The organism is Herpetosiphon llansteffanensis, from assembly GCF_003205875.1.
Lineage (GTDB): Bacteria > Chloroflexota > Chloroflexia > Chloroflexales > Herpetosiphonaceae > Herpetosiphon > Herpetosiphon llansteffanensis.
In genome coordinates, this window is sequence record NZ_PUBZ01000096.1 from 45,663 (window position 1) to 59,378 (window position 13,716).

Sequence of the window (13,716 nt, forward strand, 5' to 3'; positions counted from 1 at the left end):
AGCCATGGCGTTACCATCAATTGCAGCCTATGCAATTCCAACTGAATTACCAACCAACCGCGCAAATTGGGCCGCCGAGCCGCAGCGCGTCGCTTTGTTGATTCATGATTTGCAAAATTATTTTATCGATGCGTTCCCTGCTGGCGAAGAGCCAATCAGCAGCATGCTGCGTTCGATTGCCAGCTTGCGCGATCAAGCCCATGCCTTGGGTATTCCGGTGTTTTACTCAGCCCAACCAGGCGACCAAGCACCAGCAGATCGCGGCTTATTGAGCACGTTCTGGGGCAAAGGCTTGAGCACTGGCACGCCACCAGAAATTGTCGCCCAACTCGCGCCGCGCGAAGGCGATCAGGTCATTACCAAATGGCGCTATAGCGCATTTCAGCGCACGCCATTGCGCGAACTGTTGCGTGAAGCTGGCCGCGATCAGCTGATTGTGTGTGGCGTTTATGCGCATCTTGGCTGTTTATTGACCGCCTGCGATGCCTTTATGCAAGATATTCAGCCATTTTTTGTGGCCGATGCGGTCGCCGATTTTACCCTCGAAGAGCATCGCATGGCCTTGCAATACGCCGCTGGCCGTTGTGCCGTGGTTACGACAACCGAGCAATTGGTGCGCGAATTGGGCTACAACCAACTGCGTAGCGAATTGCACGATTTGCTCGATGATGTCGAAAGCATCGGCCCTGATGATAACTTGCTCGATTGGGGCTTGGATTCAGTGCGCTTGATGACCTTGGCTGAACGCTGGCGTGCTGCTGGCTGCGAAGTTGGCTTTGCTGAATTGGCCGAAACCCCAACCTTGGCCGAATGGTGGCAACGCCGTTTTGCCGCTCAAAACTTGGAGCAAACCCATGGCTAAGCTGGCGCTATCGGCGGCACAACATGGCATTTGGCTGGGTCAACAGCTTGATCCGAGTAGTCCGCTGTATAACACAGCAGAATATGTGAGCTTGTGCGGCGTGGTTGAGCTAGCCAATTTAACTGCGGCGATTGCGCAAGCCTTTGCCGAAGCCGAAACCTTGCATTTGCGGTTTGGCGTTGAATATGCGCAACCGTATGCCGTGATTGAGCCACAGCCAATCGAGCTGCCGCTGCACGATTTGCGTGATCAGCCAGATGCGGAAGCGCAAGCCTTGGCGTGGATGCAGGCCGATTTGAGCAATGTGGTTGATCTGGCGACTGGCCCGTTGTTCAAAACGGCAATTTTTCATGTTGCCGATGATCAGGTGTTGTGGTATTTGCGGGCGCATCATATTGCCTTGGATGGCTATAGTTTTGCCTTGCTGACCAAGCGCGTTGCCGAAATCTACTCGGCGTTGCAAACCAAGGCTGCGCTTAGCCCAAGTTTTGGTGCATTAGCCCCAGTGATTGGCGAAGATCAAACCTATCAAGCCTCGATTCAAGCCACGCTTGATCGCGAGTTTTGGCTCAATCGCTTTGCTGCGAATCCCCAAGTTGTTAGCTTGACCAAGCAAACTGGCTTATCGCAGCCGCGTAGCATTCGCTTGAGCACAGCCTTAGCCAGCGATTTGATTGAGCAATTGACGGCGATTGCCAAACCAAGCCGTAGCACCTGGCCCGATGCCTTGATGGCAGTGGTGGCGGCCTATCTCACCCGCTGGAACAACAGCGAGAGTGTGGTTTTGGGCATGCCCTTGATGAGCCGTTTGGGTTCGGTGGCGTTGCGCGTGCCGTGTATGGCGATGAATATTGTGCCATTGTGCCTCAATATCGCTGCTGAACACGATTTTGGCCAATTGACTGCCGTAGTAGCTGCCGAACGCAATGCCTTCCGCAAGCATGGCCGCTATCGCTACGAGCAGTTGCGCCGCGATTTGGGCTTTGTCGGCGCTGGGCGGCGTTTATTCGGCCCAGTCGTCAATATTATGCCCTTCGATCACCCGCTGAATTTTGGCGAGTGCCAAGCCCAGAGCACCACGCTCACCGCTGGCCCAGTCGAAGATTTGGCTTTCAACGTGATTTTGCGGGGCAATCAGCTGTATCTGACGCTTGAGGCCAATCCCGCTTGCTACAGCCAAGCAGCGCTTGATTATCATTTTGCTGCGATTCAGCAATTATTGAATACTTGGTTGGCAGAACCAACCAAGACCGTAGCTGAGCACCAAGTTTTGCCTGCGCCAATCGTGCTTGATGGCGGTGAATTGCGCTTGCCACTGACCAGCGTGATTGAGCAAATTTTGAGCAACGCCAAGCAGCAACCCTATGCTTTGGCCTTGGTGACTGATAGCGAGCAATTGAGTTATGCAGAGCTGGCGAGCCAGGTTCATGCGTGGGCTGGGCAATTGGTGCAACGCGGCGTAACTACTGACAGCGTGGTTGGTGTGGCCTTGCCGCGCAGCCGCGAGGCGATTGTGGCTATGTTGGCGACGCTCTGTTGTGGCGCTGCCTACCTGCCACTTGACCCACAATGGCCCGCAAGCCGCTTGGCGAGTGTCGTCGCCCAAGCCCAACCAACTTTGGTGTTGGCCCAACAAGCTTTTGATGTGCCGAATTTGGTGCTGGTTGAGCAACTTGGCAAATCGAATGCATGGTTCGAGGCGCGGGTCGATTTGGCCCAACCTGCCTACATCATGTATACCTCTGGCTCGACTGGTGAGCCAAAAGGCGTGGTGATTAGCCACCAAGCTTTGGCTGGTTTTGTGCAGGCGGCGGCTGAGCGCTACGCGATTAATGAAGCTGATCGGGTGCTGCAATTTGCCCCGTTTGCTTTTGATGCTAGCGTCGAGGAAATTTTCGTGACGCTTTGCCAAGGCGCAACCTTGGTGCTGCGCAACGATGCCATGCTCGAATCGTTGCAGCGTTTTGTGGCGGCTTGCCAAGAGCATGCGATTAGCGTGCTCGATTTACCGACCGCTTTCTGGCATGAATTAGCTGATAGCGTGGCCCAAGGCGTGGTGCAATTGCCCAATTGCCTGCGGGTGGTGATTATCGGCGGCGAGGCAGCACTGCCAGAGCGGGTTCGTGGCTGGTTGAATGTCGTTGAGCCAAGCGTGCGTTTGTTCAACACCTATGGTCCGACCGAGGCTACCGTGGTCGCAACCGTCGCCGAATTGAGCGACCCTGACCAACCAATTACGATTGGCCAACCGTTGGCTGGTGTGCAAGCGGCGATTTTCGGCAGCGACCAGCAACCGATTTTTGCTGGCGATGTTGGCGATTTGTATTTGCTGGGCAATGGCTTGGCAACGGGCTACTATCAACGCCCCGATTTGGATGCGCTGAATTTTGGCAAGTTGAGCCAATTGCCCAACGCTCCGCGCGCTTATCGCACTGGTGATCGGGTACGCTTGCTCAATGGTCAGTTGCAGTTTGTTGGCCGTAGCGACGACGAATTCAAAATTAGCGGCCAGCGGGTTACGCCAGCCGAGATTGAATCGGTCTTTTTGCGCCACGAGGCTGTACGCGAAGTTGCGGTGATTGGCCAGCAGCTTGGCAATGCTAGCAAGCGCTTGTTTGCGGCGGTTGTGGCCAGCGAGCCAAGTTTGGGTGTGGCTGAATTACGCAATCACGCCAGCGACTATCTGCCAGCAGCGGTCATTCCGGCAGCAATTAGCATTGTCGAACGCCTGCCGCGCAGCAGTGCAGGCAAGATTGATCGCAAGGCTGTAGCGGCTTTAGCACCAGCGACCGTTATCAGCAATGTGGTTACCAACGATATCGCAGCATTAATTCGCCAAGTTTGGGCCGAAGTGCTGGGCCAAACCGAATTAAACGACGAGGCTGATTTCTTCGCCTTAGGCGGTCAATCGTTGCAAACGATTCAGGTTGCCAATCGCTTGGGCATGGCCTTGGGCCGCGAAGTAACTGCCGCCTTGATCTTCCGCTATCCCACGATTGCGGGCTTGAGCCAAGCGCTCGACCCTGAATTTGCGCAAGCAAACCTGGCAGCACCGCAATTTTTGAGCGATGCCACGTTGCCTGAGCAGATTGTACCCAAGCAACTTGCCGCCCAGCCACGGCCAATCCAAACCGTGCTGTTGACTGGCGCGACTGGCTTTGTTGGCGCGCATCTGTTGGCCGAATTGCTGAACACAACCACCGCCAAAGTGATTTGCTTAGTACGGGCTGATTCTCGCGCGGTGGCTTTTGAGCGCTTACACGCAAGTTTGCAGCACTACGAATTAGCAACCGAGCAGCTAACTGAGCGGGTTGAAGCTTGGCCGGGCGATTTGGCTCAGTCCCAATTTGGGCTTGATGCTCAGCAATGGCAAACATTAATCGATCGCTGTGATCTGATTTATCACAATGCAGCGGTTGTCAGCGTGGTACGCGAATATAGCAGCTTGCGGGCGGTCAATGTTCAGGCTACCAGCGAAATTGTGCGCTTGGCAGCAGTGCATTGCACGCCAGTTCATTACGTTTCAACCTTGGCGGTTTCGCCACCGCAAAGCGTCATGCATCGTGTGCCCGAAGATTTTGTGGCCGCGCATGCTGGCCTGCGCGATGGCTACAGCCAAAGCAAATGGGTCGCCGAACGCTTGCTCGAACAAGCGGCGACCCGTGGTTTGCCAGTGGCGGTCTATCGCTTGGGTCGCGTCGTTGGCCCAGTTCAAAGCAATTTCGTCAATCAAGATGATTTATTCTGGCGGATTGTCCAAGCAGGTGTGCCACGTGGCTTGCTGCCCAGCCTACCTGTCGAGGAAATCTGGAATCCAGTTGATTTTGCTGCACAGACAATCGTGCAATTAAGCCGTAATCATCGTGGTGTGCGGGTGTATAATCTTGCCCCGAGTGCTCCGCTGAGCTTTACCCAACTATTAAACTGGGTGGCTGATTATGGCTATGCTGTGCAATTGTGCAGTGTTGAACAATGGTATCAAGCCTTGCGTACAGCCGACGATGCAATGAGTCAGGCAACCCTAACCTTCTTTGATCGCCAGGCTGATGGCGGGGAACTGCCCAGCGCAATTGGTACGATTGAAAACAAACGCTTGCTGCAAACGCTCGCAGCGCATGGCATCGCTGTGCCTGTGATCGACCGCGAGCGCTTCTTTGGCTATCTTGAGCGGTGTATTCGGACGGGCTTACTACCTACACCCGATTTACGCCAGACTAGTATTGGTATACGCTAAGTTTTTAGCATACGAAGGAATTACACCAATGACATCCCTCTCAGTTCGTTTTCGTTCGTTATTGGCCTTGCTCGCGCTTGTAACCTTGGCTGCTTGTGGCTCGACGGCTGCTCCAACCGCAACCACGGCTCCAGCAGCAACCGAAGCCTCAGCAGCGACCACCGCTCCTGCGGTAACCGAAGTACCAGCAGCAAGCGAAGTACCAGCAGCGACCGAAGCAGCACCAACTGCCGAAGCAACCACAGAAACCAGTGCTAGCGGTACGCGCAGCATTGAAACCCGCTATGGCAACGTTGAAGTGCCAGCGACCCCTGCTCGGTTGGTTACGCTTGATGAAGGCGCATTAGATACCGCTGTTGCTTTGGGCATCATCCCTGTCGGCGGCATTAGCTCACGCTTGACCGATGGTGTTGCACCTTACATCGCCGATAAAGTACCTGGGATTGCGATTGTTGGTAACCCTGGCGAAATCAACTTCGAAGCAGTGATTGCTGCAACCCCCGACTTGATTTTGACCCACAACCGCATCGACGAAGAAACCTTCAAAAAATTGAGCGCTATTGCTCCAACCATCGTGCCAACCAACGGCATCGGCGCTTGGAAAGATGCAGCTGGCGAATATGCAGCAGCCTTGGGCAAAACCAGCGAACTCGAAGCTTGGTTGAAAGAGTTCGATGCTAAAGTTGCTGATGCCAAAACCAAATTGGCAATCAAAGCAGGCACAACTGGCGCAGTTATCCGCTGGATGCCCCAAGGCCCATTGGTGATGGGTCGCTTGTTGCCAGCCGTTGTGTTAATTGAAGAATTGGGCTTGACCTTGCCCCAAGTTGCAATCGACTTAGGCACCGATGCACCACACACCGATGTTTTGAGCTTGGAACAATTATCAACCGTTGATACCGACTGGTTGTTTGTCGCCACGTTCAACGCTGAAGGCGATACCGCTTTGGCTGGCGCTCGCGAACAAGCAGCCTTTAGCCAATTGAAAGCAGAGAAAGCCAAGCAAGTTGTTGCTGTCAATGCGCAACTCTGGAGCAGCGCATTCGGCCCATTGGCCGCCGATGCCATCTTGAGCGACATTGTAGCCAACGTTCCTGCTGCACAATAGCGGCATGGGGGCTGGTTGTTGGGGATTGGGGATCAGTTCGATCTACAATCCCCGACGATTGCAATAGCTGGAAGCTGGTTGTTGGGGATTGGGGATCAGTTCGATCTACAATCCCCGACGATTGCAATAGCTGGAAGCTGGAAACCGCGAAGAGCGCGAAGCACGCGAAGAATACGAAGCAGAGCAAGGTTGGGGATTGGGATGAATAAAAACAATCCTCAAAACAAACATTAGGGGGTGCAGGGGGATTAAAGCCCCCTGCGTCTCCCGCTGGCGGGACGGAAGGGTGAAAAATCCCTTGGCCGGGATTGGTTGTTGGGGATCGGGGATTAGCTCGATTGCGGTAGCAGAATAATCAGTGTCATCTGTGTCAATCTGTGGCTAAAAATAGTTTTTGCTTTCCCAGTCCCCAGCCCCCAGCAACCGATCCCCAAATTAAAACATTCTTGGGAAACACAATAATGGCTACGACTTTTCTCTCGCGACGCATGCTCATTGGAGTGCTGGCAGCCCTAGGCTTGCTGGCAATTGTTGTTTTATTGAGCCTTGGCATTGGCTCAGATAACGCAATTGGCTTTGCGCAAGTGCTGGCGGTGCTGCAAGGCGCAGGCGATGATCAAGCCCGCATGACGGTGCTCGATTTACGTGTGCCCCGCACCATTATTGGCTGTTTTGTTGGGGTCGCGCTTGGCTCTGCTGGCGCACTGCTCCAATCGGCGGCGCGTAATCCCTTGGCCGAACCAGGCTTGTTGGGCGTGAGCGCAGGTTCGGCAACCGCAGTCGTCATTTCAATTGCCCTTGGTGCGAGCCTGGATAATTTGCAAGTTTGGATTGCGATTGTTGGTGCGTTGCTTGGCTGTAGCGTAGCCTTAGGTGTCGCCCGCATGAGTGGCCTCGGCGATGATCCGATTCGTTTGGTGCTTGCTGGTGCTGCCTTGAGCAGTATGTTGGCAGCAGTTTCATCGGTAATTCTTTTGACCGATCAACGCACTGCCGATGAAGTACGCTTTTGGACGATTGGCGCAATTGCTGGCCGTAATTTGAGCAGCATCAGGCCTGCGATTCCTGTATTATTATTGGGTTTGGCGGTTGCCTTGTTGCTCGCGCGACCATTGGCGGCCTTAGCGCTGGGCGAAAAAGTTGCCAGCGGGCTTGGCCAACGCCCAAAATTAGTGCGCACTGGCGTGATGATCAGCGTGGCCTTATTAGTTGGCTCGGCCACAGCCATGGCTGGCCCAATTGGCTTTGTTGGGCTGGTAGTGCCGATTGCGGCGCGGGCGATTGTCGGGCCGGATATTCGGCGGGCCTTGATTGTGGCGGTGTTGCTTGGCCCAAGTTTTGTGTTGCTTGCTGATGTGCTTTCGCGGATTGTCGCACGGCCAACCGAAACCCCGCTGGGCGTGATTTCAGCCCTGATTGGTGCGCCAATTTTGGTCTTGATTGTGCGTAGCCAACGCTTGCCAGCGCTCTAGGAGAACGTCAATGGATCGGCTTTCAATGACCTCAACAACCAGTGCTTCTAGCGATTTACTAGCACCAGCAACGTTTAATGGGCGGCCAGCAGGCTTGTGGTTGCTGCGCTTTGGGCGCTTTAGTCTCTTGTTGGATCGGCGGGCGTGGCTGGCGAGTTTGCTTTTGCTGCTTGCTACAATTGTGCTAATTGGCTTGAGCCTTGGCAGTGGCACGGTCAAAATTGCACCATTTGATGCTTTGGCGGCGTTGTTCAATCAAGGCGAAACCAAAACTATTTTTATTGTGCGCGATTTACGCCTGACTCGGGTTTTGGGTGGTGGTATGGCTGGCGCGGCCTTGGGCATGGCTGGTTGTTTGCTGCAAACGCTGAGCCGCAATCGGCTTGCCAACCCCGATACGATTGGCATCGATAATGCGGCAACGGCTTTTGCGGTTGCCTCAGTCGTGGGGGTCAGCACAACCCTAGCGCCCTCGGCCATGGCATTAACTGGCGCGATTACGATGCTCTCATTGACCTTTGCATTGAGTGGCGGAGCTGGCACGCGCGGCTATCGTTTCCTCATAACAGGGCTTGGCTTGGGTGCAATCTGTGGTGCTGCCACCAATTTGATGCTGGCGCGAGCACCCATCGACGCTGCTAACACTGCCTTTCCTTGGACTGTCGGTAGCCTGAACAATCGTTCGGGTGTGGTGGTAACGCTGTTGGCTTGGGGCGTGGTGGTGATGTTGCCGCTGGCAACGATTGTCGGCAAACGCCTGAATTTGGTGCGCTTGCCCGATGCGGTGGCCCAAAGTTTGGGCGTGCGGGTTAATCGCCTGCGCTTCTTTACGATTGTATTGGCTGGCAGTTTGACTGGGCTGGCGGTTGCAGTTGCTGGCCCAGTCGGCATGATTGGCTTGGCAGCCCCCGAATTGGGTCGGCGTTTAGCTGGCCCGCGCACCGTGCCCATTATTCCGGCGGCCTTGGCTGGCGCATGTTTTACCATGCTGGCCGATTTGCTTGGGCGCACGTTATTCAGCCCAACTGAAATTCCGGTGGGCATCGTAACCGCGTTGGTTGGTGGCCCCTACTTATTATGGTTCCTGTTGCGAACCCCGAGAGGCAAACAATTATGAGTGTTTCTCCCCCAGCGGCTTTGCAAACCCAAAATTTGGTTTTGGGCTACCAACGCACGACGATTATCGACCAGTTGAATGCCTCGATTCCTCATGGCCAAGTTACGGCAATTATCGGCCCAAACGGCTGTGGCAAATCGACCTTGTTAGCAGGTTTGGCCAAATTACACCCCGCTAAACAGGGCCATATTTTGCTCGATGGCCGCGATATTGCGCGTCTTTCGCCGCGTGAGATGGCGCAATCACTCGCCTTGCTACCCCAAGATGGGGTTGCGCCCGATGGCATGACAGTGGCTGATTTGGTGCGTTTTGGCCGTCACCCGCATACAGGCTTGCTGCGCCAATGGTCAAAAGATGATCAACAGGCTGTAGTCGAGGCGATTGCTACTGCCGATCTGAGCAGCATGGCCGATCGTCCGCTGACGACGCTCTCCGGTGGACAGCGCCAACGGGCTTGGATTGCCATGGCACTGGCGCAAGCTACGCCCTTGCTGCTGCTCGATGAGCCAACTGCGGCGCTTGATCTTGGCCATCAAATCGAAGTATTCGAGCTGATTCGCCAATTATCAGCAGAAGGCAAAACTGTGGTGATGGTAGTGCACGATTTGGCCAGTGCTTGTCGCTACGCCGATCATCTGATTGCCATGCACAATGGCTCAATTATCGCTGCTGGACAGCCCAAAACCATTGTCACACCCGAATTAATTCATCAACTGTATGGCGTTCACTGCCACTTAATTCCCGATCCTATTAGTGGTACGCCAGTTATTGTTGGTGTGCAACGCAGTATAGAGCATAGAGCATAGAACATAGAGCATAGGGGATCGGTTGTTGGGGGTCAGGGGTCAGGGACTAGGGATCAGGCCGAATCCAATAGCCATACCTTCGTGCTCTTCGTGCGCTTCGTGGATCAAAAACGTAGCCTTCGTGACCTTCGTGGATCAATAAACTACTATTTTTATAAGGAGCAACTCATGCAATCGAAAGCCATTATTCCAACCGCACTTGGCTCAAGCTACATCAAAAAATTGTGCAAACACTACGCCCACAAAATCAAGGTCGAATACGACGATCAACAAGGCATGGCCTATTTTGCCATGGGCACTTGCGCCATGCACGCCGAAGCCGAACAGCTAAGCTTTGTAATCGACGCTGAAACTCCCGAAGCGATTGCCACTATTCAACACATTATGGACGAACATTTTGAGCAATTTGCCTTCCGCGAAAAACTCAAAATCGAATGGCAAGCCGATTAAAGGATGAGGGATGAGGGCAAAAGTCAGAACATAGAGCAGAGAATATAGAATCTATGGCTACAGGCTATTGGCTATCGGAAATTGAGTTGAAATCGCAACAATTGTTCCGATAGTCAATAGCTGTAATGGTACATTGGATTGGCAATCGTGTTCCCTCACCCCCCAGCCCCCTCTCCCACTGAACGCGGGCGAGGGTGAGCCGACCATGGTGTATCACACATCGTGACAGAACCGCACGATTAAAGCCCCTCGCCCGCGCACGGGCAAGGGGTTGGGGTGAGGGGATCAGGCGGTGGTTAACGTGATGTACCATTACCAATAGCCTATAGCCTCATCATCCTTCGTGCTCTTCGTGTCCTTCGTGGATCAAAAAATTAACGTAGAGGCGCAGAGAGATTGTGGCTTTTGGCTATTGGTAAATAATCTGAGCCAATCTGTGCAATTTGTGGCTAAAAAATAATCATTCGCGATCTTTGCTGAGGGGCTTTTCTTTGTTCTGTTACACGTGTGTAATAGATCGCACAACATACAATCCATAACCACATAATCCAAGCACAATGATCACAGCTCCAATAATGTACAGATCCCAAGGCGGTTGCTTACGATGCAAGGTTTGTCGAATATCTTGAACTATTGTAACTAGAAAGAGGAGAGTAAGCAGCATAAAGGGAATAAGATATAGGTTTTCGGGTTCCATTTGGATATAGTGACTAAAACTCGCTCCTCGCTGGATAGTTTCACGATAATGATTTATTTCATAGGGTAGCACGATCAAATTTGCAATACTAACCACTGTAAAAACGCAAACAACCCGTGCAATCATTGGCCAAAGGCGTAGCTTCTTGGTTGGAACTTGATACCCCATTTGTAACCTCTCATCCGCTTTTGTTTAAGGTAAGCGCCCACACAGTAACGAGCGAATTGCTAAAGCGCGGTGCTGATAGCTAAACCCAATCAGATATTGGCCTTCTTCAATGCTATTTTGAGCCGCCTCGCAGCCTGCTTGCAGATCATTCGTTTGTTTATAAGTTGACATAAATTCCGATGACCATTGTTTATCATCAGCAGCACTCTGTTCGGCTTGGGCATAAAAAGCCTGGGCGGTTGCTTGATCGCCAGTCAACAACGCAGTATACATTGCCTGAAATCGCGCAATCGCCATAATTAATTGAATATCGTTGGCTTCAAGGCCAATTGCTGGATATGGCGCTTGGGCATTGGATGCAGCACTGAATAGTGTTTGAGCTAACGCATAATCATCATTTGCCGATGCCGCAAACCCATCAAGCAACTGCCAATAGGGATGCTGCGAATCAATCGGGTCGGGCGTGATTGAGCTACGCGTATAGCGCTCGCCATCCCAAGCATAAATTTCGGTCTGCTTGCGTTGTATTCCTGCCCCATTTGAACCAACTTTGCCCCGATTAACAATTAATTCGAGCGTGCCATCGGCAGTGAGATCGGCCCATGTGATTGTCGGGTACGCTACGTTTAGCTCTAAAATAGAATTAAAATCTGCTGCTTGCCATTGCAAAATATTAATCAATTCGAAGCAAGTATGTGCTCCACACGAATCATTCAGCACAACAATTTCTGGTTTGTGATCATTCGTGAGATCACGCACCAGCCAAATGCGATAACCATTAGCATCATCCGTTAATAATTTCCAGTATGGTTGATAAACTCCATTGCTATCGGGAGTTAACAGGATGAGCATTTGTGGATAGCCAGCAGGCAGCGTAATCAAAATTTCAGCCTGTGCATCGTTATCCAAATCAACATTACGATACTGTTCACCTTGGAGTTGCTTCGTTGGCTCGGTATTGCTCAACCCTGCCCATCCAGTTAATAGCCTAGCCAATTGCTCGCGATTGCTTGGTTGCGCATTGACAAAATAGGTCAGCAGATCGACATATTCAGTTACCGAAACTGGTTTGGTTGGTGGCAGCGGCCAGCTACTCGGCAGGGCTGTTGGTTGCGGTGTTGCTGCGCTGCTTGATTCACCATACGGCGTTGCGGTTGGCCAAGCGGTTGGGTATACCCGTGCTGTTGGTTGGCTTGTCGGGCTGATATTGCTTGTCGTTGCAAGGGGCGTTTTGTTGGATGCGCAGCCCACGAGCATTCCCAACAGCATAATAATTGCCCCCAGCTGGTAGATTGAACGTTGTTGCATTGATTATCTCTCTCCTGTTAACCGAACCCAACCTAAAGGAATTGGCATGTTCAATGTTTGCATTCGCCGATAAAGATCACTTTGGCGAAATGTCCCCACCCAAGCATTCAAAAAATCCCAAGGGCTTGTTAGTTGGTGCCTATGGATGTCTGCTTGATACAATTGAGCACTAAAATCAGCGTAAAGTTTTGCATATTCTTGCATATGCTGAATTACAAGTTTGCTCTGTTCTTCAACAGTAGCATTTGGCTGCCGAATGTACGTTATATAGGCTTGAGGCCACGATTGGCGTTCGATTGCATCAAAGGCACTATTACGCAGCCAGATCGAGAATGCTGGAGCAAGCTGGCTGCGTTCAGCAGGAGTCGTCTCATCGGCTGAAATAGCGCAAAAAACTGCTGGATCGTCACCATCATCACGTCGAAGATAATAGATGATGGAGCCTGTATGGTGGGTGAATGGAATAATCAACGGATCGTCTAACCAAGGGATTAAGCCTTCTGCGATCAAATCTTGCACGACTTCAAGCGTCTCATCAAACCGATCGATCGATGTATAAGCGCTATCAAACCAACCGTGCGTATTGGTGTTGCCAAAAGTTTGTAAAAAGGCGCGATAACAGGCTGGCAAACGATAGCCACGGTGTTGTTCAAACTCGCTGAGCATTGCTTCATCAGCACCTGCAACTGTTTCAACGACCCTTGTTTTCGTAACAAAACGCGCCAGTTCGTGCATATAGGGTGCGTACATTGGAGATTACTCCCAAGCTCTCAATTGATGTGGAGATACAAGGTTAGCTTCTAGCGTTCTCTCGCTGGAGTAACAATATTATAAGGCAAAGGCGAGGGATCAGGGGTCAAGGGCTAGGGGCTAGAGTAAAGGCAAAAGTCAAAAATCAAAATGGAGGTCGGGGGTCAGGGATTGGGGATCAGCCAACAGCCCTCGCCCCGATCCTTCGCGCTCTTCGCGTGCTTCGCGGTTCCTTTTCTTCGTGTCCTGCGTGGATCAGGATGGTGGCATTTGACACGGCTTCCAATCTGCGGTAGAATTCACGGGCTGTCAACGCATGACTGAATCACATCGGTCACGACACCAACAACTGAGACCTCGCCCACGACTGACCGATTTGACAAGGATTGGCGGCTGTGGTAGAATCCTCAGGCTGTTGACCGACAGCACACGATGTTTGCTCAACATCACACAATTTGACGATTTGCTCCGCTCCGATGTGCATCTGCCATCAGCGGATTTTTTATCGCCAAAATCGCACCTTTCCAACTGATGGGTGCTGCGTCCGCAGCACATTCCATGCATCATATTTTTCTATTTTTGTCACCGTCAACCCGTTGGTTGTTGATCTACCAACAAACAGAGTGACCGTGCTTCCGCTCTCAAAATCAGAAGCACACGCAATCGCTTCGGCGATTTGTCGGCGAGTTTGATCCTGGCTCAGGACGAACGCTGGCGGCGTGCCTAATGCATGCAAGTCGAACG

The 13,716-nt window shown here is 52.4% G+C and carries 9 protein-coding genes and 1 rRNA gene; 8 read left to right on the forward strand and 2 right to left on the reverse strand.

Features of this window, described 5'->3' with window-relative positions; genetic code table 11:
* Positions 1-4 precede the first annotated feature (4 nt).
* The 7 genes from C5S61_RS13360 (at position 5) to C5S61_RS13390 (ending at position 10,049) form a co-directional block, all read left to right on the forward strand.
* Complete coding sequence (locus C5S61_RS13360; protein ID WP_110515547.1) at positions 5-862, forward strand: isochorismatase family protein; 858 nt, start codon at positions 5-7, stop codon at positions 860-862.
* On the forward strand, positions 855-5,096 hold the full coding sequence (locus C5S61_RS13365) for a non-ribosomal peptide synthetase (protein ID WP_110515548.1): 4,242 nt from the start codon (positions 855-857) through the stop codon (positions 5,094-5,096). The genes C5S61_RS13360 and C5S61_RS13365 overlap by 8 nt, the downstream gene beginning before the upstream one ends.
* Positions 5,097-5,124: 28 nt before the next feature.
* Positions 5,125-6,204, forward strand: coding sequence for an ABC transporter substrate-binding protein (locus C5S61_RS13370; protein ID WP_110515549.1), 1,080 nt, complete (start codon positions 5,125-5,127; stop codon positions 6,202-6,204).
* 461 nt (positions 6,205-6,665) lie between these two features.
* Positions 6,666-7,676 (forward strand): FecCD family ABC transporter permease, encoded by a 1,011-nt coding sequence (locus tag C5S61_RS13375; RefSeq protein WP_110515550.1) that lies wholly within the window; start codon positions 6,666-6,668, stop codon positions 7,674-7,676.
* A gap of 10 nt (positions 7,677-7,686) precedes the next feature.
* Positions 7,687-8,793, forward strand: coding sequence for a FecCD family ABC transporter permease (locus C5S61_RS13380; protein WP_110515551.1), 1,107 nt, complete (start codon positions 7,687-7,689; stop codon positions 8,791-8,793).
* Complete coding sequence (locus C5S61_RS13385) at positions 8,790-9,599, forward strand: ABC transporter ATP-binding protein (RefSeq protein WP_110515552.1); 810 nt, start codon at positions 8,790-8,792, stop codon at positions 9,597-9,599. Before C5S61_RS13380 ends, C5S61_RS13385 begins: the two co-directional genes overlap by 4 nt.
* Positions 9,600-9,767: 168 nt before the next feature.
* On the forward strand, positions 9,768-10,049 hold the full coding sequence (locus tag C5S61_RS13390; protein WP_110515553.1) for a DUF2218 domain-containing protein: 282 nt from the start codon (positions 9,768-9,770) through the stop codon (positions 10,047-10,049).
* A gap of 889 nt (positions 10,050-10,938) precedes the next feature.
* Here the strand turns inward: C5S61_RS13390 and C5S61_RS13400 are convergent.
* A complete protein-coding gene (locus C5S61_RS13400) occupies positions 10,939-12,222 on the reverse strand; it encodes a hypothetical protein (RefSeq protein WP_110515555.1) in 1,284 nt (427 codons plus the stop codon).
* Between the two features lie 3 nt (positions 12,223-12,225).
* Positions 12,226-12,957 carry an SMI1/KNR4 family protein gene (locus tag C5S61_RS13405; RefSeq protein ID WP_164689448.1) on the reverse strand — a complete coding sequence of 244 codons (732 nt, stop codon included), beginning with the start codon at positions 12,955-12,957 and terminating at the stop codon, positions 12,226-12,228.
* 691 nt (positions 12,958-13,648) lie between these two features.
* Between C5S61_RS13405 and C5S61_RS13410 the strand changes: the two genes are divergently transcribed.
* A 16S ribosomal RNA gene (locus C5S61_RS13410) occupies positions 13,649-13,716 on the forward strand; the annotation flags it as partial.

Coding starts and splice junctions, on each gene's coding strand:
- C5S61_RS13360 (WP_110515547.1), top strand. CDS start 5: ATGGCGTTACCATCAATTGCAGCCTATGCAATTCCAACTGAATTACCA.
- C5S61_RS13365 (WP_110515548.1), top strand. CDS start 855: ATGGCTAAGCTGGCGCTATCGGCGGCACAACATGGCATTTGGCTGGGT.
- C5S61_RS13370 (WP_110515549.1), top strand. CDS start 5,125: ATGACATCCCTCTCAGTTCGTTTTCGTTCGTTATTGGCCTTGCTCGCG.
- C5S61_RS13375 (WP_110515550.1), top strand. CDS start 6,666: ATGGCTACGACTTTTCTCTCGCGACGCATGCTCATTGGAGTGCTGGCA.
- C5S61_RS13380 (WP_110515551.1), top strand. CDS start 7,687: ATGGATCGGCTTTCAATGACCTCAACAACCAGTGCTTCTAGCGATTTA.
- C5S61_RS13385 (WP_110515552.1), top strand. CDS start 8,790: ATGAGTGTTTCTCCCCCAGCGGCTTTGCAAACCCAAAATTTGGTTTTG.
- C5S61_RS13390 (WP_110515553.1), top strand. CDS start 9,768: ATGCAATCGAAAGCCATTATTCCAACCGCACTTGGCTCAAGCTACATC.
- C5S61_RS13400 (WP_110515555.1), bottom strand. CDS start 12,222: ATGCAACAACGTTCAATCTACCAGCTGGGGGCAATTATTATGCTGTTG.
- C5S61_RS13405 (WP_164689448.1), bottom strand. CDS start 12,957: ATGCACGAACTGGCGCGTTTTGTTACGAAAACAAGGGTCGTTGAAACA.